Here is a 21,381-nt window from a genome sequence, read left to right on the forward strand (position 1 = left end):
GGTTGAGACTTCCAGGCTTCCGCGACGGCGAACGCCACCGGCTCTTTCTTGTACTTCTTGGAGTGTTATTGATGCGACCCACCTTGATCGGCTGCTTCTTGCTCGCCGCGGCGACGCCCGCTTTTGCTCAGAATGGCCAAGCAACCTTCGTTGCCGAGACCTCCCCCTCGGACGACTCCGCGACGCCCAACAACCCGCCGACGCTGGGTGGTCAGTTGATGGCCACCCCCTCGGTAGAGAACGGCTGGCACTCGCTGTTCAACGGCGAGGACCTGAGCGGCTGGACCGCGAGCGAACACAAAGACACGTTCAAGGTCGTCGACGGCGTGATCGTCGTCCACGGCGACCGCTCGCACCTCTTCTACACGGGCGACGTCAACGGCGGCGAGTTCAAGGACTTCGAGCTGTGGGTCGAGGTGCAGACCGAGCCGAAGGCCAACTCGGGCATCTACTTCCACACCGAGTACCAAGAGACCGACTGGCCGGCGAAGGGCTACGAGGTGCAGGTCAACCAGTCGCACAGCGACTTCCGCAAGACGGGTGGCCTCTACGGGATCGTCGATGTGAAGGACGTGTCGCCCGTCGAGGACGGCGAGTGGTATGTCGAGCACATTACGGTGAAGGGCAAGCACATCGTGGTGCGAGTGAACGGCGAAGTCACCGTCGACTACACCGAGCCCGACGGCGTCGAGCGCGAGGAACGCTTCGCCGGCCGCCTGATCGGCAAGGGGACCTTCGCCCTCCAGGGACACGACCCCGAGAGCGTCGTCCGCTACCGCAAGATCTGGGTCAAGCCGCTGGACTGAACCGAGGAAGAGAAGAACAAAAAAGCCACGCCGGCCCCGATGGCCGGCGTGGTTTTTTTATGGTTCCTCTTCTTGGAGCGCAAAGCCAATCCCGTTCACAAGTCGGATTCGACTCCCGTTCACAAGTCGGATTCGACCGCACTGCGCTCCGAAGCCAGCGAAGCCGCTTGTCACCGGTCAGTTGGGCTGGCCGGCGGGGTCGACGCCCTTTGCTAGCCGAGGATTTCACCCAGAAACGGGGGCGTATCGTCCCGCTAGCGGCGCCGGCCGTTGTCACCTGCGCTACAGGGTTTTTCGTTAACTTTTGCGCAAAAGGCCTGACAGGGGGGGCAAGCCAAACTATCTTCGCGGTTAGACGCGGCTCGGAACCCGCTTCGATTGACCCGCTTCGACTAGCTCCGAGATCGGGTCGCGTCGGACCCAGCTCTGAGGTGCAACGCCTCGGAGTAGCGAAACACCCCGCAGACCTAGCTTGAAAACTGTTCCTCAGCTTTGACGGTTCCTCTTGAGCCCTTTTCGGTCCTGTTGGGTGGAGTACGGCACACTTTAGTACGGCATCAATGATCAGACTCGCCCCGGGCAGGCCAGACGGCTTGTCCGGGGTTTTCGTTTCGCCCGGCGGGTTCTTGCGGCGTCGGAGTCTGTGACGCCGCACAGGGGCCTCCAGTTCCGCCGAATTCCCGACGAGGACTGGTTTCCCGCTTTAGGTGGCGAGGATCGCCTCGCCGACGGCCAGCCCGCTAAGGTAAGCGCCCTCGACGCGGGGTCCGCCGCACCAGTCCCCCGCGGCGAACAGCCCTAGCCCGCGGTCGGCCAGCGCCCGTTCGTCGAGCGGGTTTTCCGGCAGGGCAAACCGCCAACGATGGCCAGCCAACGACGTCGGCGCCCGCGGCGTGGCGCCGACGGCCCGCCAGAACGCCGCCAGGAGGCTCTGTGCGGCCTGTTCGGGGGCAACTTCGAGGTTGGCCTCGCTCCACGCCGCCGAGCCGTGCAGGACCCAGTGGTCGCCTCCTACGGCAGGTCGCTCCGGCTTGGAGCTATCGCGGGCGATCCAGCTCAGCGGCGTCGCCTCCGTGGGTCCGTTGACGAACGCGCCGTCGAAATCGACCGGCAGCGGCCCGGCGAACGACGCCATCGCGGCCCAGCAGCCCGTCATGCGGACGCTCTTGGCCGCGTTGGAGAGGGCGGGTGAAGGGGTCAGCAGTTCGGCGGCTTGCGGCGCCGGGGTCGTCACCACCACCTTCGCAAAGTCACCCAGGGGCTCGCCCGACTCGCCCGCTAGCCGCCAGCGGCCGGCCCCCCGCTTCAGCGGAGCGACTCGCACGCCGGTCGTGACGCGGCCCCCCGCCTCGGCGACCTCCTCGGCGAGCCGCTTCGCGACGGCGTTCATACCGGGGACGCCGACGTAGCGCTTCTTCCCTCCCGGCGGGTCGGCGTTCACACAGCCGGCGGCGTCGCATTCGATCGTCGCCAATCGCCCTTCCCACTCGGCCGCGACCCCCGCGGCGACCCATTCGGCGACCTGGGCCCGGAAACGGTCCGATTCGGCCGTGAAGTACTGGGCCCCGTGGTCGAACTGCGCGCCCTGGGTGGATGATGCGTCGCCATTAGCGGTGCGGGTCGAGAGGCGTCCCCCGACGCCGCGTCCCTTGTCAAAGACGTGGACGGTGGCGCCGGCGCGGGCCAGGAGCCTCGCGGCGGCAAGGCCGGCCATGCCGGCGCCGAGGATGGCGATGGTGTCGGGGTCGTTCGATTCAGACATCGGGGTCTCAGAGCGGTGATCGCGGACTCACTGCCGGCGCGCCGGCTGCGTCGTTAGATTAGTCGGACCGCACCTTGCCGCTAGACGCAACCCACCCCCGCAATGCCCGATCCCCACGAACCCGCCTCCCCGGTCGACGATGTTCTTGTGGTCGGCGCCGGCCTCGCCGGGCTCGCCTGCGCACGACGGCTCGTCGCGGCGGGGAAAAAAGTGGCGGTTTTCGAGGCGTCGGACGCCGTTGGCGGGCGGGTCCGGACCGACCACGTCGAGGACTTCCTCCTCGATCGGGGCTTCCAGGTCTACAACCCGGCCTATCCCGACGCGGCCGAGGCGCTCGATCACGCGCGGCTCGAACTCAAGCCGTTCGAACCGGGCGCGCTCGTCCGCCACGGTGGCCAGTTCCATCGACTCAGCGACCCGTGGCGGCGGCCCACCAAGGCGTTCGCCACCGCGTTTAGCGGCGCGGCGACGCTGCAAGACAAACTGCTCGTCGCCCGGCTCCGCGCGAAGCTCCGCCGGGACCCGTCGCTCGACGCCATCGCCGGCGAAGAGGTGACAACGCTCGACGCCCTGCGTCGCTGGGGGTTCTCCGACACGATCATCGAACGGTTCTTCCGCCCGTTCCTCGGCGGCGTCTTCCTCGAGAACGAGCTCGCGACGTCGAGCCGGATGTTCGAATACGTCTTTCGGTTGTTCGGCGAGGGGGAGGTCTCGCTGCCACGTTACGGGATGCAGCAGATCCCGGAGCAACTCGCCGGAGAGCTGCCCGAAGGGGTCGTGCGGCTCAACGCGCCGGTCGAATCGCTCACCACCGAGGGCGACACCCACGACGGTGGCGTGATGGTTGGCGGAGTGCGTCACCAGGCGCGACTTGTCGTCCTGGCGACCGACGGACCCGCGGCCGACCACCTGCTCGGCGAGACGGGCGGCGAATGGCGTTCGACGGCGTGCGTCTACTTCGCGACGGCCGAGGCGCCGATCGACGAGCCGATCCTCTTGCTCGCCGGCGACGGACCCGACGCCGGGCCGATCAACAGCCTCTGTGTTCCGAGCCTTGTCAGCCGCGCCTACGCCCCCAACGACCACGCCTTGGTGTCGGTCTCGGTCGTCGGCGACCCGGCCGTATCGGAGGACGGTCTGGTCGAGTCGATCCTCCACCAGGCGCGCGAGTGGTTTGGTCAGCCGGTCGCGACGTGGCGGCTGCTGCGGGTCTACCGTGTTCGGCACGCGCTGCCCGACCAGCGTCCACCGCACTACCGGACGATCGAGAAATCGACCCGGGCCCGTCAGCGGGTCTTTGTCTGCGGCGACCGATTCGACACGGCGTCGATCAACGGCGCGATCCGCTCGGGCAATCGGACGGCCGAAGCGGTGCTGCGCGAGCTAGCGACTTAACCCGGCTAAGCACCAGTCGCTGCACTCCTTAAGGAACCTACCCGTTACACAGCAGCAACGCCCGCATTCCCCCTCCCTTTCAGGGAGGGGTCAGGGGAGGGTGGCGCCGTTCATCACAGGTGCGTTCTCCTGTCCTGATCACCGCTACCCTCCCCTAGCCCCTCCCTGAAAGGGAGGGGGATAAGACGACGCCTCTCGGCAAATCTTCATGGCCGCTTCTTCCAACACCGGCGGATCGCGACGCTTGGCTATCAACGCCGAGTGGTATGGCCGGTTGCGATGGGTCGTGCGGCTCAACGCGCCGGTCGAATCGCTCACCACCGAGGGCGACACCCACGACGGTGGCGTGATGGTTGGCGGAGTGCGTCACCAGGCGCGACTTGTCGTCCTGGCGACCGACGGACCCGCGGCCGACCACCTGCTCGGCGAGACGGGCGGCGAATGGCGTTCGACGGCGTGCGTCTACTTCGCGACGGCCGAGGCGCCGATCGACGAGCCGATCCTCTTGCTCGCCGGCGACGGACCCGACGCCGGGCCGATCAACAGCCTCTGTGTTCCGAGCCTTGTCAGCCGCGCCTACGCCCCCAACGACCACGCCTTGGTGTCGGTCTCGGTCGTCGGCGACCCGGCCGTATCGGATGACGAACTCGTCGAGTCGATCCTCCACCAGGCGCGCGAGTGGTTCGGTCAACCGGTCGCGACTTGGCAGTTGCTGCGGGTCTACCGCGTGCGGCACGCCCTGCCCGATCAACGGCCGCCCCACTACCGCACGATCGAGAAATCGACCCGTGCCCGTCAGCGGGTCTTTGTTTGTGGCGACCGCTTCGACACGGCGTCGATCAACGGCGCGATCCGCTCGGGCCATCGGACGGCCGAAGCGGTGCTGCGTGAGCTCGACGCTTAACCCGGCTCAACACCCTACGCCTCCCTACCTTGGGAACTAATCCGCTAAACAATAGCAACGCCCGCATTCCCCCTCCCTTTCAGGGAGGGGTCAGGGGAGGGTGACGCCGTTCATTACAGGTGCATCCTCCTGTCCTGATCACCGCTACCCTCCCCTAGCCCCTCCCTAAAAGGGAGGGGGAGTTAGACGACGCCTCTCGGCAAATCTTCATGGCCGCTTCTCCCAACACCGGCGGATCGCGACGCTTGGCTATCAACGCCGAGTGGTATGGCCGGTTGCGCTGGGTCGCTGCGGGCGGCCAGCTGGTGACGATCGCCTTTGTCCTCGGGCCGCTCGGCGTGGCGGCGCCGGGGCCGCCGCTCGTCGCGCTGGTGGGCGTCACCCTGCTCAGCAACGCCTTGTTCTGGTGGTGGACGGCGACGCGCCGGACGCCCCCCACCCGCGGTCAGTGGCACGCCGTGGTCGGCGGGCTCATGGTGCTCGATCTGGCGGTGCTGACGGCGATGCTGGCCCTGACCGGCGGCCCGACGAACCCGTTCATAGTCTTCTACTTCGTCAACTTGGCGCTCTCGGGCGTGGTGCTGCCGGCGCGCTGGGCGTGGGCCCTGTCGGTGCTAGCGATCCTCGGCTTTACGCTCTTGTCGATCGCGCATCAAAGCGTCGACGTGCTCCGCGACCCGGTGCGTTTGCAGAGCCTGACAACGATCTGGGGGCGCGGCGAACGCTCCGTGCCGCTGGCGATTGTCGGCGCCGGGGTCGCCTTCGCGGCGTCGGCGATTGTGATCGTCAACTTCACGACGCGGCTCACATCCGAGCTACGCAACAGCGAACGGGCCCGCCGCCGCGCCGAGAAAGAGATGGCCCGCGTCGAGAAGCTCGAAGCGCTCGGCACGCTCGCCGCCGGCGCCGCCCATGAGCTGGCTACGCCGCTCTCGACGATCGCTGTCGCCGTCAGCGAAGCGCACCGCGAGCTCCTCCAGGCGGGCGGCGACGCGGCGATCGTCGAGGACCTGGCGCTCGTCCGCCGCGAGGTGGGGCGTTGCCGGACGATTCTCGAACGGATGGCGACCGAGTCGGGCCAGCCCGCCGCGGGGCTCCCTGAGCGGCTCACCGCCGACGAATTGGTGGGGGACGTGCTCGACGATCTCCCCGCCCCCGACCGTGTCGATGTCGAGTGGCTCAACGGATCGGCGAACCTCGAACTCGTCGCCCCCTCGGTGGCGCTCGCCCAGGCGATCCGCGCCGTCGTCCAAAACGCGATTGACGCAACGAACGAAGTCGACCCGGCCGGGCGGGTCGTGCTCTGCGGCGATCGGCTGGCGAACACGCTACGGCTGTCGATCGCCGACCGCGGCCCGGGGATGCCCGCCGAGGTTCTCACCCGGGCCAGCGAACCGTTCTTCACAACCAAGGCCCCCGGCAGCGGCATGGGGCTCGGTCTGTTCCTCGCCCGCAGCGTGGTCGAAAGACTCGGCGGCTCATTGCGACTAGAATCGCCGACAGAAGGGGGCGCTTTAGTGACGATCGTCCTGCCGCTCGCCGACTCGGAGTAGAAGAGACGCACCATGAACGAAGCCCTCCCGCTCGCCGGCAAGACGCTCCTTCTTGTGGACGACGACGAGCTGCTACGCGAGCGGATGGGGCGGGCCCTGGCCGCGCGCGGGCTGCGGGTGCGTGTCGCCGCTAGCGGCGAGGAGGCGCTGCGGCTGGCCCACGAAGAGGCGCCCGAGCTCGCGGTGCTCGACCTGAAGATGGCCGGACTCACGGGGCTCGAGACGCTCCGTGAACTGAGGGCGATCGCCCCGCAAGTGCGGACGGTCATCCTCACCGGGTATGGTTCGATCGCCAACGCGGTCGAGGCGCTCCACCAGGGCGCCGAGAACTATGTCACCAAGCCGGCCGACGCCGACCAGGTGCTCGAGGCGTTCCACCGCAGCGGCGTGCTCTCCGACGACGAGGCGCCCCCCGCCAAGGAGGCCGCCCTCCATACGCCGAGCCTCGCCGAGGCCGAGTGGAACCACATCCAGCAGGTCCTGGCCGATTGCGGCGGCAACATCACCCGCACCGCCGAGCGACTCGGCATCCCGCGCCGCACCCTACAGCGCAAGCTCAAGAAGCTCGCGCCGTGATCGATTGGTCGCGTCGGTAGTCGCGGCGCTGTCTCGTTCCCGCCACGCTAGGGTGGCCCCGCGGAACTGGCCCGGCCCGTCGCCGGGTTCGCCAAAGCGTCGCCGGGTTCGCCTAAGCAGCCCAGTCGCTAAAGACGGACGCTCGTGAAACGACGGCCGCGGGCGCCTTCGTGACCACTTTCACAAGGTCGGGAAAAAACCGCCCATAAATGTTCGCATCGGCGCCGTCGGGCCGCTAGTTTTGCCAGGGAGGCCGGCGGCAGCCATGTCGCGGGCATTCCTCTTCTCTCCGACGAGTATCGGCCATCAAGCCTGACCGTGGGCGTCTTCCTCACTGGGAGGACGGCATGGTTTCGCGGTCCGGCTCGGGCGGCGCCTCCTACAGGAGCCACGCGATGATGCAGACGGTATCGGCCCAAGACTTCATGGTCACACGTCTCACGACGTTACCGCCCGAGATGGATGTGCACGACGCCATCCGGCTGTTGCTCCGGCACCGGATCTCGGGCGCCCCTGTCGTTGGCCCGGGCAACCAGTACCTCGGCGTCTTCACCGAGCGGTGCTGCATGCAGGTCATCCTCGACGCCGCCTACGAGCAGCTGCCATCGAATCACGTCGGCGCCTTTATGGACACCAACGCCATGACCATCCCGCCCGACACCCAGCTGCTATCGATCGCGCAGGCGTTCCTCCTTACCAGCTACCGCCGTCTGTCGGTCGTCGATGAGAACGGCATTCTGTTGGGCAATGTGAGCCGTCGTGATGTCTTGAACGCGGCGGTCGATTCGCTCAAGAAGGCGGCGCCGGCCCGCGAGTCCAACCTGCTGTACCTCAGCGCCTTGATGTCGCGTGAGGAAGCGCCAATGGCGTAAGGGCGGGCGGCCCCTGACTCCAGCCCCCGACTCAACCACCCCAGGCCTCAGACGCCGGCTCGTCCCTTCGGCGAGCCGGCGTCGCGAGGCTTTTTCTTTTCCCGCCTCGCCCCGATCGTTGCCCGAGCTAGAGCGTGCTTCTTGTAAGGGTAGCGTTTGGTCGGGCTGCGGCTTCGCTGGGCGTCGTTGACCTGCATCGACGAAGCACCGCTTCGCCTGCTTCGGTCGCCTCGCCCAACTCGCCTCGCCGACGACCAAATCGCTACGCTTACAAGAAGCGCGCTCTAGCGTCTCAGTAAGAGTGGCCACGCTCTAGCTCCCCCGGCCTTCGGCGAGACATCACTTCGGGGACCGTCGCCGAGGCAATCGTCGCCGAGGCAATGGTCGCTCTACGTCGGAGTTGGAATCCGCCTGACGCCATCCCGGATGGGGAACGTATGGCTACGAGCTGCGCCAGGTGACGCTGCTGAGCCGAGGAACGGCAAGCACAGAAATTGCCGCCCTCGAAAAGCAAAAAGGCCCCTCGGCGAGATGCCGAGGGGCCTTTTGTGGTTTTTCTGATCCGCTTGCGACCGCAGTGACTAGCGGCCTTCAACTAGCGGCGACGCGCGGCCAAGCCGGCGAACGCGAGGGCGGCAAGCACCGCAGCGGTCGGCTCGGGGATGACGTTGTCCGGATCGAGCGGGCCGCTCGGGGTGATGTTGAAGTCCTTCTTAGCGATGAACGACAGCGAGCCGGCCTGGCTGGTGGCTACCAGGGTGTTGTTCAGCACGAACTCGCCGGCGGTGACCGCCGACATCGGGCCAAAGTTGTTGGCCGAGAGGGCCGGGCCGAACTCGAGCAGCAGGCCGAGCTGCCAGGGAATGCTGAGGCCGGGGGTCGTGAAGACAGCCGAGTTGCTGCCGATGACCGTGAACTGATTAGCGGGCGTCAGAGCGATCCCGTCGACTTCGGTGACGAGGACTTCGGCGAAGATGCCGGCGTTGACGCTCGTCGTGGGGGGCGTGCCACCGACGATCGTGTAGTCGCCACCCTCACGGACGGTCAACGAGCGGATGCCCGTGCCGGGGAGGGTCTCGAACATGAAGTTCAGCTGGCCGTCGGTGATCTCGAGGACGCCGTTCGAGGCATTCGATCCGAAGGCGAGGGGGTCGAAGTCGAGCGTGTTGACGTCAACTTCCGGCACCCCATAGAGCGGGATCGCGTCGGTCGAGGACGATTCGGTGACGTCTTGGTAATCGACGACGCCGCCGCCACCGTAGTCATTGAAGTCGCCGTAGTTGATCGACGAGGCGAAAGCCGGCGAAGCGGCAAACGCGGCAAGGGCGCACATCGCCCCGAGGCGAGAAGAAAGAGCAAGAGTTGTGACGTTCATTAGGTCGATTCCGCGTGCCGCGAGGATGGGTGTCTTTGAAGTAGGACTGCCGCAGGTATCACGCGTTCATGCGTCGGAGAGCCGCCCATCTGTGGGCAGACAGGTTGCGCATCTTGCCCCGTTTTAAGTCAAGCAGCCGCGGAAGGCAATCTTTATCCGCAAACTTTATCGGGAATCCCCTCCGGTTTCGCTTGACTAGCCCTCTCGCCCCCTCTTCGGGGTGGGGGCCGTCATCGGAAAGGGTCGATGGCCGCTAAAACAAGCACCGATCGGTTCGGCTCTGACTGCAGAAGCCCCCTCGATTGCCGGGCCCGTTCGCCTATTTGAACAGCGATTCGGCCGTAGGCAGCCGTTTGCCGAGCTGCTCGAAGGAGAAGGTGCCGCGGCCCAGCTGCTCGCCGATCCAGCCGCTAGCAAGCCGCTCGATCTCCAGGCGCGGGGCGTCGACCTGGGCGGTCAGCTTGGTCATCGCCTCGTCGAGCTTCCGCTCGAGCGACGCCAGTTCGCCCGCCACCTTCTGCTTGGTGGAAGCCAGCTGCCGCTCGGCTTCGTCGCGGGCGAGCGTCACGGCGGCCGTCTCAAGCGACTCGGCGACAGCCGGCCCCAAGGTCGACCACAGGGCCATGTGCGGGTCATTCAGCGTGCCGCTGAGAGTGACGCGTGTCGCCGGCCGCGCGATGTTCGCGAGGCGTTCTCCGACGGCGCCCCCGAGCCGCGTCACAAGCGGTCCCGCCGAGGGACCCACCGTCGGCGTCAGGGCGACCCGGTCTTGGATCAGCTGGACGTCGCCCGACAGGCGTTCGCCCTCAACCCGGATGCTGACCGACAGGCTGCTCGTTGAGGGCGCCATCGTCAGCGCAAACTTGGCGGCGTTGCCGAGCTCGGTCTTCGGGAGGTCGAGCGTCGGGCAATCGACAATCAGTTCTTCGATGGGCTGAGGGCCGGTGCGGTCGATCGTCGCTCGGACCTCCAGCGGCAGGCCGCCGGTCGTGTGGAGCGTCAGCCGCATCGGCTCGCCGTGCAGGGCGGGCGAGGTCGTGAAGTCAGTCACAACGCCCGACAACTCAACCGGCCGTCCGGCGAGGCGGGCGCTGCCGGCGATCTCGAGCTGGCGGATCAGCAGGTCGGGCCGCTGGCGGACGCCGACGAAGTGGACATCGACGCCCCGGTCCCGCGGCGTCACGCTGCGGCCCGGCTTGGTGGCGGGAACCATCTCGCGCGTCCAGCGGACCCAGCCGACGACGTCCCGTACGGCGCCCGTCATCCGCTCGCCGAGCAGCTGGCTGGTCAGCGACTGGGGGTCGAGTTGATCGATCTGCAGCCGCTCACGCAGGCGGGTCTCGTCCGCGAGGCGGGCCTGGTCGACGCGGCGCCGGTCGGCGGCGACGTCGGTCGGGAGCGAAGCGAGTTCGGCGTGCAGGTTCGCCAGCCGGCCACGGAGCTGGGCGACGCGCTCGGGCGCCTTGGCGAGGAACTCGGCGTTCCGCAACGGGTTGGCGCGGGCTTCCTTGGCCTGGTCGCGGAGCAACTCGACCTCCGCCTGCAACGCCTTGGCGTCGGCGGCGACGGCGGCGAACCGCTCGGGCCAGCGCTTCGACAGGTCCTGAGCCAGCCGGACCGATTCGAAGTCGTCGTACTCGCCCGAGAGCTTCGCCTCGAGGCTGGCGATCCATTTCTCGGCGGCTTGGTCGACCGCCTGCTTAGCGGCGTCACCGAGCCAGCCCGGCGCCGTGCTGGCCTGTTCGTCGTCGGGGTTGAGCGCCCCGGAGGTCTCGCGCGGCGTGCCGAACCGGAGGCCGCGGACCGAGCCGTGGTCGGCGATCGCCTTGCGCCGCAGGAGCGAGTCGGACTCGAAGTCGATCTCGATCTTCTCCGCCTCGAGGAGGTTCTCCATCGGCCGCTGCGGGTTGGCGATCCGCAGGCCGGTGAGCGTGGCCCGCGTCTCGACCACCGAAACATCGGCCCGATCGACCTCGACCCGGGCGCCAATCGCCGCCTGGCCGCCGGCGATCATCGCCCGTTTCAGCGCCCACCCCGAGCCGAACTCGAGCAGGCAGAACAGCACGACCAGCAGCACCAGCCGCGGGACGAGGTAACCGAGTCGGATGTAGCGGGTCATAGAGAAGGGCGAGGGGCTAGGGGCCAGGCCGGGGACGTGAGCAAAGGTCTCAACGTCCCAGCCCGAGGCCGGCGCTCAGCTTGTCGGTGATCTGGACGCCCATCAGCAGGCGGCCCAGCTTGTATTTGAGGATCCAACGGACCGCCGCCGGACGGAGGCGATCCACCAACCCGCGCGTCACGAGGTAGACCGGGTAAGACAGGTAGAGCCCGACCAGCAGCGACCCGCAGGTGACGCTGTTGTGCAACCCCCACCAGGCGCCAAGCGGCGCGTCGTACAGATATGAGTAGGTCGGCTGCAGGCTCGGCACGGTCAGCACCTTGAGCCCGAGCTTGTGGGTGAAGGGGTCCGCCAGGGGCGCCAGCATCCCGACCAGCGACGCGGCGGTTAGGCCGGCGACCTTGTTAACCCGCAGCGCACAGAGCAGCACGCCGAGCAGCACCGCGACGAGGGTCGCTTTGGGCACGAGCCCCAGCACGACGCCGATCGCCACGCCCGCGGCGACCTGCCGGCTCGAGTCATGCGCCGCCAGCACCGCCACCAGACTTCGCAGCGGTGAGATCAGCCATTCGAACATGGGACAACCGGATCAGCAGGGACGCGACGGGCGCGCACGGCGGCGCGCTTCTCCATCGGTCTGCTTCGGCCGGTTGTGCCGGTTGGCTTGAGGGAAACGCTTGTAGGGATCGGCGGGAGCCAGCACTTTTGGCCGCTTCTTGTGGATCGAAGCCACCGAACGGGGCGCGAGGTCGTTCCAATAATACGGTTTCCCGCAGGTGGCCAATCGCCCCTTTACCGACGCCGGTGGCGTCGCCGTGACGCCGATACCCGCCGCCTGGGGCTTCTCCGACCAACCGAGACGCGCGGCGCCTAGCGTAAAACTTCCCTCTTTGCGGTCGCCATCTCCTAGCAACCGCAATCGCCGGGATGGCATGTCGTTCGCACGCTAGCGCGGCTCGCATGCCCGCCCCATCCTCCCTCCGTGGCGATACTTATGATCAGCAAATGGATCACCGCCGGCTTCGACGACGTGTCGATGGTCGTCCTCTCGGCGTTCGTCACCTACGCGGCGATCCTCGTCTACACGCGCTTGGCGGGTTTGCGGAGCTTCTCGAAGATGTCGGCGGCCGACTTCGCGATGACGGTCGCGGTCGGCTCGCTCTTCGCCTCGACCATCGCGTCGCCGAAGCCCCAGCTCGCCATCGGCGTCGTCGCGCTCGGGACCCTGTTCGTCGGGCAGTGGGCGCTGTCCTTCGCGCGGGTCAAGTCGACGTGGTTTAGCGGGGTGGTCGACAACCAGCCGATCCTGCTTATGAAGGGCGAGGAAATCCTCGACGACAACCTGCGGCGTGTGAACGTCACCCGAGCGGATCTTTACGGCAAGCTGCGTGAAGCCAACGCGTTCGACTTCTCACAAGTGCTGGCGGTCATCTTCGAGACCACCGGAGACATCTCCGTGCTCCACTCCCGTGACAGCGACGCCCAACTCGATTCGCGGCTTCTGAATGGCGTCGTCGGTGGCGGCGGCGTCGCCACGGGATCGAGTTGAAGCCAACCAATGAAGTGAAGAGGGGAAAAAGAGAAACGCGACAGAATTGAGAAACGCGGCGAGGGCATCCCCCGCCGCGTTCGATTGGTTTTGGTGGAACTGCCGCACCCAGCTCAGTCGACGCGCCGACGGACGACCGCGGCGGTCAGGGCCGACCCGGCGAGGAGCGCCGTGGTGGGCTCGGGGATCCTATCGATAAAGACCGAGACGTCGTCGATGAAAAAGACCGACACGCTGCCCGAATCGCCACCGGTGACCGTCGCGAACTGCAGGGTGACGCCGCCACTAACGTCAGGCCCGGCGAGCGTTGTGAAGCTGAAGTCCTGATACTGGTTGGTGAGAACGAGCGGGCCGCCCGTGAGGATTTCGTTGGCGGATGTCCCGCCGCCGTCGATCTCGGAGAAGAATTCGGCGAAGACCACACCACCTGCCGCGCCTTCTCCCTTCGCAGAGAAAGAGATGTTGATGGTGTCGCCCGGGTTGACGACGCCGACGCCTAGGTTGGCTTGCTTGATGACGGCGCTCGACGCGGGGTCGTTGTTGAAGACTTCCGCCGCCCAGGCGCCGCTGTTGGCGTCGCTGGTGATGTTGAAGGTCGAGTTAGCCGTCGGGAACGAGACCCAGTCGCTGGTGTCGCCGGTCTCGAAGCCGCCATTGCTGGTGAGTTCTGTCGCGGTCGATAGCGACGCGACGAAGAGGACGCCAAGCGCGCCGATAAAACGCAGGAGGTTCGCGATCATGAGACAGGGTCCTGTGAAGAGAAGCTCATCGAAGAGCCGGGGGAGGAGATCAACCCGTGAGAAGAGGAACGTTGCCGAAACGTCGCACGCGGCGATCGCCCCGACAGCGCGGGCCCCGAACCCGCTAACGACACGCACGTCTCGACGAGAACGTTGTGAAGTCGTGGGGATTCCGAGCGTGGGCTGAACCTACCGTCCTCGACGACCCTTACGCACGCCATGCGTACAGAGCCGCCTGCGTTTCAACTCATTCCAGAACGACGCGGAAGCGGAGGCCACACTCACGGCAGACGCGGTACTGCTCGGCGAACCCCGCCCCATTGATCCGTTTACCGGTAAGAGCTTTTGAGTCGGCCGCGCCGCACCCGGGGCAGCGGACCGCGACGGCAATCACTTTCCAGAGGGCGCCGCGACGGCTGGGTGGCACGTTGATTTGAGCCGACGGATCGTCTGACGAGTCAGCCTCGTCCGGAACGTTCTCCGGCTCCGCCGAGCGGAAACTCGCGTCTTGCGACTCCTGGGTGACCCTCATGATGAGGCCCTCGGGGCAGATTGCCGTGATGAGTCAACGAACTGCCGAAACAATTCGTTGTCGCCGCATGGTAGGCGTCTCGGAAGGGACGGCAATGGCGAGACGTGGTTTCCGGCCACGCCCCATTCAGTAAACAGTTACTGTGCTTCACGCCATCCGCGCAAAGCGCCGCCTGGAGGGGGCCCGTTCGGCCGGTGGCGGTAGGCCCCACTCCGCCATTAGGATCGCGGGGGTCCTGACCCACGAGAGCTCCCGCCCATGCACTACCGACGACTCGGCAAAACCGGCTTCGACGTCTCCGAAATCGCGCTCGGCACCTGGCAGGTCGGCGGCAAGTGGGGCGCGCCATTTGACGACGCCCTTGCCGAATCGATCCTCGACGCGGCGATCGATCGCGGCGTCAACTTCATCGACACCGCCGACGTTTATGGCGACCAGATGAGCGAGGCGGCGGTCGGTCGCGTCGTGCGGCGGCGGAGCGAAAAGGTCTACGTCGCCACAAAATGCGGGCGGCGGATCCGGCCCCACGTCGACGAGGGCTACACCGTCGCGGCGCTGCGCGGCTTTGTCGAAGCGAGTCTCGCCAACTCGGGGCTCGAGACGCTTGACCTGATCCAGCTGCACTGCCCCCCGCCGGCGACTTACTACCGGCCCGAAATCTTTGGGCTGTTCGACGACCTCAAGGCCGAGGGCAAGGTCCAGAACCTGGGGGTCAGCGTCGAGAAGGTCGAGGAGGCGCTCAAGGCGATCGAGTACCCGAACGTCACCACGATCCAGATCATCTTTAATCTCTTTAGGCAACGGCCGGCGGGGCTCTTCTTCCGCGAGGCGCAGGCCCGCGACATCGGCGTCATCGTCCGGGTGCCGCTCGCCAGCGGGCTGCTGACCGGCAAGTTCGGCAAGGAGACGACGTTTGCCGAGGGGGACCACCGCCACTTCAATCGCGACGGCGCCGGCTTCGATAAGGGAGAGACCTTCGCGGGGATCCCCTACGACGTCGGTCTGCAGGCGGTCAACGAACTGCAAGACGTCTTCCCGGGCGAAACCAACCTGGCGCAGGCCGCGCTCCGCTGGATCCTCGACCATCCGGCGGTCTCGACGGTGATCCCCGGCGCGTCGCGCGTCGAACAGATCGACAGCAACCTGTCCGCGTCCGAGCGGGCGCCGCTCAGTGAAGAGCAGCGGGCGAAGATCGACGCGATCTACGCGGCGCGGGTGAAGCCGTTGGTGCACCAGTTGTGGTGAAACAATGACGAGCAAATCTCAAACGAGCCCGCTAGTGTCCAGTGCCTACGAAGTCTTTCAACCGTACCAATACGGCAATGACTTCGAATTGAATTCGAGTTTCCCCGACAACCAGCTACTGGCGGCTTTCGAAAGCACTCCGCTGCGATCACTAAGCCTTGCAGATTTCGGTAGGTACCCCTGCAAGGCTCTTACCACCTGGGGGAATGACCGTCACTTCCGCCACTTTCTGCCGCGAATGTTGGAGCTACTTCTTGACGACCCGTATGACGACCTGTGGCATCACGAGGTGTTTTTGGGAAAGCTTTCCTACGCACGCTGGTGGGACTGGTCTCCAGCCGAGCAAAGAGCGACCGGCTCCATCCTCGAACTAGTATGGCGTCAAATTATTGCGACCCCGCCTCGCTACGATCGAGACGACATCAGCGATTCATTCCTTTGCGCACTTAGCAACGCGAGAATGTCGCTAGAGGCACCGCTTGCCGACTGGCTAAATGAGAATACGATCGAATCCGTTCGACAGCTCGCGGCGTTTGTTGATCTCAACTTGGAGGATGTCCGAGATAAGAATCGGCTCTTCAACTCGTTTTGGGACCGTAGTTCCGCTGGCTATCAGGTGACGCTTTCTTGGATCACTTCGGGACCCGTCGCCAAACGGCTCTTGGAAAGACACGACTATTTAACGGCTGACCAACAGTTCGCAGCAATCCAGCTCGAAGCATTGGCCGAGTGACCCACTAGCTGCCAAGCCAACGATCATCCACCGCGGCGAAAACAACCTGTTCGCTTGGCATGCTGGCTAACTCGAAACGTTCCGCAAATTCCGTTGCCGACATCTCGCGCCGTCCGCCGAGGCCGCACCACTCGGCCAACAAGCCGATGACACGTTCTGGCGACACCCCGCGGTCGCGGTAGTGCGAAAGCCGGGTGTCGCCGTGGCGTTTGGCGAGGCGGCGGCCGTCTTCGCCGACCACCAGCGGCAGGTGCGTGTACGCCGGCTCGGGGCCGAGGCCGAGCGCCCGGTACAGCAGCAACTGGCGCGAGGTGCAGCCGAGCAAGTCGTCGCCGCGGACGACTTGCGTCACCCCCTGGCGGGCGTCGTCCACCACGACGGCGAGTTGGTAGCTCGGCTGGCATTGCTTGGTCGCCACCAAGAAGTCGCCGACCTCAAGCTGCGGGTTGAAGGATTGCGGCCCGGCAAACGCGTCGTTGAACGGGACCGGCTCGTCGGGCGTCAGGAAACGCCACGAGACCTCCGGGTCGTCGAGCCGCGAAAGGTCGATCCGTTCGCCCGGCGCCGGCCGGCACGTGCCCGGATAGCGCAACTCGTGGTCGCCCGCGTGCGGCGCGCTGAGGCTCGCGGCGAGGATCTGCGAACGGGTGCAGCGGCACGGGTACGCGAGCCCGCGGCTGACGAGCCGCTCGAGCGCTGCCCGGTAAGGCGTCAGGTCGTCCGTCTGGCTGACCGGGCCGATGTCCCAGTCGAGGCCGAGCCACTGGAGGATCTCGATCGCCCCTTCGGAGGCGCCCGCTTTGACGCGAGGCCCGTCAAGGTCCTCAATCCGCAGCAGCACCCGCCACCCGTTCTGCCGAGCGAGAGCCCAGTTCACCAGGAACGTGCGGGCGTTCCCGAGGTGAAGGGCGCCGGTCGGCGACGGGGCGAGGCGGGTGAGCATTGAAAGCGTGAGACCTGAGGGAGGAGGCTTGAGTGTTGCGCACTCAGGCCTCAAGACTCAAGCCTCACCCCTTCCTTTTACACGTCGAACTTCACGCCTTGCGCCAGCGGCAGGGCGTCGCCGTAGTTGACGGTCGTTGTCGAGCGACGCATGTACTGCTTCCAGCTGTCGGAGCCGCTCTCGCGGCCGCCGCCGGTCTGCTTCTCGCCGCCGAAGGCGCCGCCAATCTCGGCGCCCGAGGTGCCGATGTTGACGTTGGCGATGCCACAGTCGCTGCCGGCGGGGCCGGTGAAGCGGCCCGCTTCGCGGACGTCGCTGGTGAAGATCGCCGACGACAGGCCCTGCGGAACGCCGTTCTGCAGCATCATCGCCTCGTCGAACGTCTCGTAGGTGAGCACGTAGGTGAGCGGGGCGAAGGTCTCGTCGAGCACCACCTCCGACTGCGCCGGCATCCGCACCAAGGCGGGCGTGACGTAGTAGCCGCCGGCCGGCACGCCGGCCGTGACGCGGTCACCGCCGCAGACGACCTCGCCCCCCTGCTGGGCCGCGGCGGCGAGGGTGGTCTGCATCTTGTTGAATGCGGCTTGGTTCACCAGCGGGCCGACGAGGACGCCCTCTTCGGTCGGGTCGCCGATCGACAGCGTGCCGTACGCCTTCGTGAGGCGGCCGACCAATTCATCGGCGACCGACGTGTGGGCGATGATCCGCCGCAGGCTGGTGCAGCGCTGGCCGGCCGTGCCGACCGCGGCGAAGACGATGCCCCGGACGGCGAGGTCGAGGTCGGCCGACGGGGTGACGATCATCGCGTTGTTGCCGCCCAGCTCGAGCAGGCTCTGCCCGAGACGGCCGCCGACAACAGTCGCCACCTTACGGCCCATCGGGATCGACCCCGTCGCGGAGACCAGCGGGACGCCTTCATTCGCCGCGAGCGCGGCGCCCGTCTCGGCGCCGCCGTTGACGACGCACGACAGCGCGGCGGGGGCCTCGTCCATCGTCGCCGCGGCGCGGAGCACCATCTCGTGGCATGCCAGCGAGATCAGCGGCGTCTGCTCCGAGGGCTTCCAGACGATCGCGTCGCCGCACACCAGGGCGATCATCGCGTTCCACGCCCAAACGGCGCAGGGGAAGTTGAACGCGGAGATGACGCCCACCACGCCGAGCGGATGCCACTGCTCGAGGAGTTGGTGCTCGGGCCGCTCGCTGGCGATCGTGAGGCCGTATAGCTGTCGGCTGAGGCCGACCGCGAAGTCGCAGACGTCGATCCACTCCTGGACCTCGCCCTCAGCTTCGGAGGGGGTCTTGCCCGCTTCGAGGGTGATCAGCTTGGCGAGGTCGGCCTTGTTCTGCCGCGCCATCTCACCGATCCGCAGCACGAGCTGTCCGCGGATCGGGGCGGGGACGGTGCGCCATTTGAGGAACGCCTCGTGCGCGGCGCTGACCGCGGCCGCGACGTCGTCCGGAGCGGCCGCGCCGCACTTGCCGGTCGATGCGCCATCGATGGGCGAGCAGGGGTCGAAGGCCTCGCCGCCGCCAAGCGTGTAGGCGTCGCCAATCGCCAAGCCGGGGCGGGCGCCGTTGATGAGGGCGGGGAGCAGATTCGTGGGTAGGTCCATCCGATTACACCTGAGTTAAGTAGTTACCACGACGGACACGACGAGCACGCCGGCCAACCCGAGGTGCTTGCTCTAGTGGCTTACCAAATGGTTAGAGAGTCTCCCAGTGACGGGCCGTCGTGTCCTTCGTGCCCGTCGTGGTTAACCCTCAACCTAACCGATCTAAGTCGCGGCGATCGGCGCGCGGACGCTCATCGCCTTCGCGTACGGCTCGCCGAACGGGTTCGCCTCGAAGTCGGCGAGCTTCACGTCTTCCTGACGCACGAAGCCCTTCGACGGCAGCTGGCCGCGGCGGTGGAGATCGACGACGCAGCACATGCTGGTGGCGGTGGTGATCTGGATCGAACTCGCCTCGAGGCCGTGCACCTTACCGTGGTACACCTTGCGGGCGTCGGCGACCTGCTCGTAGCGGTCACCCTTCCAGCCGGTGACGGTGCTGAAGATCAGCACGACATCCTGGTTGGTGCAGGGGATCGCCTCTTCCATCAGCTTCTTCAGCAGGTCGCGGTTGTCGTAGAACCGCAGGCCGTGCAGCAAGAACATCATCAGCTCGCGGTGGCCCGTGTAACGGACCGTCTTGTAGTCGAGCTCGTTGACGCGTCCCGCGAGGGTCTCGCACAGCGTGCCGAGACCGCCGGAGGTGTTGAAGGCCTCGTAGTCAACGCCGTCGAGGGCGAAGTGCTCGAGGCCCTCCATCGGCTGCAGGTGCATCTGCTTGCCGTCGCTGATCGCTTCGCACGGGTTGCAGTACTCGTTGATGAGGCCGTCGGTCGACCACGTCAGGTTGTACTTGAGGTGGTTGGTCGGGTAGAGCGGCAGGGCGCCGACGCGCATCTTGACGCGGTCGAGCTTGTCGAAGCCCTGGCAGAGGTCGTGGGCAAGGATCCCGATGTAGCCCGGCGCCAAGCCGCACTGTGGCATGAAGATCTGTCCCTCGGCGGCGCGCTCGGCGATCGTCCGCACGGCGTGCGTCGTGGCGACATCCTCGGTGAGGTCGAAGTAGCTGACCCCCGCCTCGAGGGCCGCCACGGCGATCCCCTCGTTCTGGTCGAATGAGCAGGCCGAGATCACCGCCTTGCGTCCCTTGCAGGCCGCGACGACCTCGTCGTGATTGGTGACGTTCACCACCTTGGCGGTGACGCCGGGCGTCTCGGCCACGAGCGCGTCGCAAGCGCCTTGGGCGATGTCGCCGACCAAGACGTCGTAGTCGCCCGACAGGTGCAGCATCCGCGCGATGCCGCGGCCAATCTTGCCGGCGCCGAGAATCAGGACGGGGTACTTCAAGGGAAGCTCGCTGGAATAAAAGGGAAGGACTATCGGTAGTTGGCTGTCAGCGATCAGCTATCAGCGGTCAGCTGAAAAGTCGCTGGCGCTTGAGCTGAAGGCTGATCGCTGAAAGCTGACCGCTAAGCGTCAGCGCTTGGCGTCAGTCGACTCGAAAATCTTGTCCGCGCTCGCGGCGACGAACCCCGGGTACAGCTCGCCCGACTCGGTCGGGTAGCGCTTCGCGAATTCGTAGTAACAGGTCGGGACCTCGTGCGTGTCGCCGCCGGCGAACTCGATCGGCATCCGGTCGGCGAGCGTCGAGCCTTGCTCCAGCAGCACGGCGGGGGTCCCCTTCACGCGGCCGCCCGAGTCGTTGACTTGGTAGCCGAGGCCTTCGACGACCTGCAGCACCTCTTCGACGCTGGTCGTCTTCTCGAGGTAGTTGATGCCGATCGTGAAATGGTTGGGGCGGATACCGATCGACGCCACCCAGGCGGCGTACTCGCTCTCGGCCTGCAGGGTTTGGTAGTCCTCCCAGCTGACGGGTTCCCACAACGGGCCGGCCCACAGGACGCTCGGGTCAGCGACCCGCGCCGGATCGACTTGGGCGGCGAGCCCCTCGAGGATCTTCGCCGCGGCGGGGGAAAGCTCGTTCACCCGCAATTCGGAGAGGAACACGCGCGGCAGTTCCGGCTCGGGCGGCAAGTAGCCGTAGGCCGAGAGCTTCTTGTCCTTGAAGTCGTACGGCTCGTAGGGCGTGTAGCCGACGGCCAACAGGTGGGGCTCCAACGCCTTCAGCCCGATCGGCTCGAGGGCCAGCGTCCGGAACGCGACGTGGTCGTTGACGACCCGCTCGCCGCGGTCCTCAAAGGCCGATTTAATCCGCCCGGCCTGGGGCGTCATGGCGACATAATCGGACCAGAGATGATCGAAAAACTCGTTGGCGTTCATGCTGCGCCCTCCTGAGAGGCGACCTAGCGGGATCAAAACCGTTCCCGTTCATGCTAGTCCAGCGCACAACCGCGAAGAAGAGTCGCCAGTGCGCACGTGAACCGCGCCGCTGCGTGAATTGGTGGCCTATCACTAACTATTTTATCGGGAAATGAGGGTCACTCCCGGCGCTGGCGCTTAGGGCTCAAACTCTCTGGCGATGCCTCCACACCGCGGGTCGGGAGCCTTAAGCGCCAGCGCCGGGAGTAGCGCCAAAACCAGCCCCGCCCACCGCCACCCCGCCATGCACCCGTTTGACGGTTGGCGGCGGGGCGCCTCATACTTCGGGGCCGTCGGTGGCCGGCGAGGGGTCTCTGCGACGGGGGCCTCGCGAACCTGGTCAGGGTGGAAACGCAGCAGCCATAAGCATGCGTCCACGGGTGTGGGGGCCCCTCGCCCGCCGCCGAC

The 21,381-nt window shown here is 66.5% G+C and carries 19 protein-coding genes and 1 other RNA gene; 10 read left to right on the forward strand and 10 right to left on the reverse strand.

From position 1 onward, the window contains the following. Positions 1-71 precede the first annotated feature (71 nt). Positions 72-806 (forward strand): 3-keto-disaccharide hydrolase, encoded by a 735-nt coding sequence (locus Pla108_RS04795; RefSeq protein WP_197526247.1) that lies wholly within the window; start codon positions 72-74, stop codon positions 804-806. 703 nt (positions 807-1,509) lie between these two features. Here the strand turns inward: Pla108_RS04795 and Pla108_RS04800 are convergent. Then, positions 1,510-2,568 carry an NAD(P)/FAD-dependent oxidoreductase gene (locus tag Pla108_RS04800; RefSeq protein WP_146443538.1) on the reverse strand — a complete coding sequence of 353 codons (1,059 nt, stop codon included), beginning with the start codon at positions 2,566-2,568 and terminating at the stop codon, positions 1,510-1,512. 102 nt (positions 2,569-2,670) lie between these two features. Between Pla108_RS04800 and Pla108_RS04805 the strand changes: the two genes are divergently transcribed. The 5 genes from Pla108_RS04805 to Pla108_RS04825 all read left to right on the forward strand — a co-directional run bounded on the left by Pla108_RS04805 (position 2,671) and on the right by Pla108_RS04825 (position 7,868). After that, on the forward strand, positions 2,671-3,963 hold the full coding sequence (locus Pla108_RS04805) for a protoporphyrinogen/coproporphyrinogen oxidase (protein ID WP_146443539.1): 1,293 nt from the start codon (positions 2,671-2,673) through the stop codon (positions 3,961-3,963). Between the two features lie 208 nt (positions 3,964-4,171). Further along, positions 4,172-4,867, forward strand: a complete 696-nt coding sequence (locus tag Pla108_RS04810; RefSeq protein WP_146443540.1) for an FAD-dependent oxidoreductase — start codon at positions 4,172-4,174, stop codon at positions 4,865-4,867. Between the two features lie 209 nt (positions 4,868-5,076). After that, positions 5,077-6,420, forward strand: a complete 1,344-nt coding sequence (locus Pla108_RS04815; RefSeq protein ID WP_146443541.1) for an ATP-binding protein — start codon at positions 5,077-5,079, stop codon at positions 6,418-6,420. Between the two features lie 12 nt (positions 6,421-6,432). After that, complete coding sequence (locus tag Pla108_RS04820) at positions 6,433-6,996, forward strand: response regulator transcription factor (protein WP_146443542.1); 564 nt, start codon at positions 6,433-6,435, stop codon at positions 6,994-6,996. Positions 6,997-7,391: 395 nt separating this feature from the next. Then, on the forward strand, positions 7,392-7,868 hold the full coding sequence (locus tag Pla108_RS04825) for a CBS domain-containing protein (protein WP_197526248.1): 477 nt from the start codon (positions 7,392-7,394) through the stop codon (positions 7,866-7,868). A gap of 595 nt (positions 7,869-8,463) precedes the next feature. On the opposite strand, the gene Pla108_RS04830 is transcribed toward Pla108_RS04825, so the two are convergent. From Pla108_RS04830 to Pla108_RS04840, 3 genes are all read right to left on the reverse strand, one after another. After that, positions 8,464-9,243, reverse strand: a complete 780-nt coding sequence (locus Pla108_RS04830) for a hypothetical protein (RefSeq protein WP_146443544.1) — start codon at positions 9,241-9,243, stop codon at positions 8,464-8,466. A 319-nt stretch (positions 9,244-9,562) separates the two neighbouring features. Then, entirely contained in the window at positions 9,563-11,362 is a 1,800-nt protein-coding gene (locus Pla108_RS04835) for a TIGR03545 family protein (RefSeq protein WP_146443547.1), read from the reverse strand. A gap of 49 nt (positions 11,363-11,411) precedes the next feature. Next, the gene (locus Pla108_RS04840) at positions 11,412-11,939 is read right to left on the reverse strand and encodes a TIGR03546 family protein (protein ID WP_146443549.1); all 528 of its coding nucleotides are present in this window, start codon (positions 11,937-11,939) and stop codon (positions 11,412-11,414) included. Between the two features lie 417 nt (positions 11,940-12,356). Between Pla108_RS04840 and Pla108_RS04845 the strand changes: the two genes are divergently transcribed. Continuing rightward, complete coding sequence (locus Pla108_RS04845) at positions 12,357-12,911, forward strand: DUF421 domain-containing protein (RefSeq protein WP_146444435.1); 555 nt, start codon at positions 12,357-12,359, stop codon at positions 12,909-12,911. Between the two features lie 113 nt (positions 12,912-13,024). Here the strand turns inward: Pla108_RS04845 and Pla108_RS04850 are convergent, their stop codons facing one another. Both Pla108_RS04850 and Pla108_RS04855 read right to left on the reverse strand, forming a co-directional pair. Beyond that, complete coding sequence (locus Pla108_RS04850) at positions 13,025-13,651, reverse strand: hypothetical protein (protein ID WP_146443551.1); 627 nt, start codon at positions 13,649-13,651, stop codon at positions 13,025-13,027. Positions 13,652-13,898: 247 nt separating this feature from the next. Further along, positions 13,899-14,183 carry a hypothetical protein gene (locus Pla108_RS04855; protein ID WP_146443553.1) on the reverse strand — a complete coding sequence of 95 codons (285 nt, stop codon included), beginning with the start codon at positions 14,181-14,183 and terminating at the stop codon, positions 13,899-13,901. A gap of 258 nt (positions 14,184-14,441) precedes the next feature. On the opposite strand from Pla108_RS04855, the gene Pla108_RS04860 reads away from it, so the two are divergent. Next, positions 14,442-15,428 carry an aldo/keto reductase gene (locus Pla108_RS04860; RefSeq protein WP_146443555.1) on the forward strand — a complete coding sequence of 329 codons (987 nt, stop codon included), beginning with the start codon at positions 14,442-14,444 and terminating at the stop codon, positions 15,426-15,428. 34 nt (positions 15,429-15,462) lie between these two features. Then, complete coding sequence (locus Pla108_RS04865) at positions 15,463-16,161, forward strand: hypothetical protein (protein ID WP_146443557.1); 699 nt, start codon at positions 15,463-15,465, stop codon at positions 16,159-16,161. Positions 16,162-16,165: 4 nt separating this feature from the next. On the opposite strand, the gene gluQRS is transcribed toward Pla108_RS04865, so the two are convergent. The 4 genes from gluQRS to Pla108_RS04885 form a co-directional block, all read right to left on the reverse strand. Then, complete coding sequence (gene gluQRS, locus Pla108_RS04870) at positions 16,166-17,104, reverse strand: tRNA glutamyl-Q(34) synthetase GluQRS (RefSeq protein WP_146443559.1); 939 nt, start codon at positions 17,102-17,104, stop codon at positions 16,166-16,168. 77 nt (positions 17,105-17,181) lie between these two features. Next, complete coding sequence (gene amaB, locus Pla108_RS04875; protein WP_146443561.1) at positions 17,182-18,717, reverse strand: L-piperidine-6-carboxylate dehydrogenase; 1,536 nt, start codon at positions 18,715-18,717, stop codon at positions 17,182-17,184. 162 nt (positions 18,718-18,879) lie between these two features. After that, complete coding sequence (locus Pla108_RS04880; RefSeq protein WP_197526249.1) at positions 18,880-20,001, reverse strand: saccharopine dehydrogenase family protein; 1,122 nt, start codon at positions 19,999-20,001, stop codon at positions 18,880-18,882. A gap of 129 nt (positions 20,002-20,130) precedes the next feature. Beyond that, entirely contained in the window at positions 20,131-20,934 is an 804-nt protein-coding gene (locus tag Pla108_RS04885; protein ID WP_146443563.1) for a DUF1338 domain-containing protein, read from the reverse strand. Positions 20,935-21,276: 342 nt separating this feature from the next. On the opposite strand from Pla108_RS04885, the gene ffs reads away from it, so the two are divergent. Then, an RNA gene (gene ffs / locus Pla108_RS04890) (signal recognition particle sRNA small type) lies at positions 21,277-21,373 on the forward strand. The last annotated feature ends 8 nt before the right edge of the window (positions 21,374-21,381 follow it).

This window comes from Botrimarina colliarenosi (assembly GCF_007859955.1).
GTDB lineage: Bacteria > Planctomycetota > Planctomycetia > Pirellulales > Lacipirellulaceae > Botrimarina > Botrimarina colliarenosi.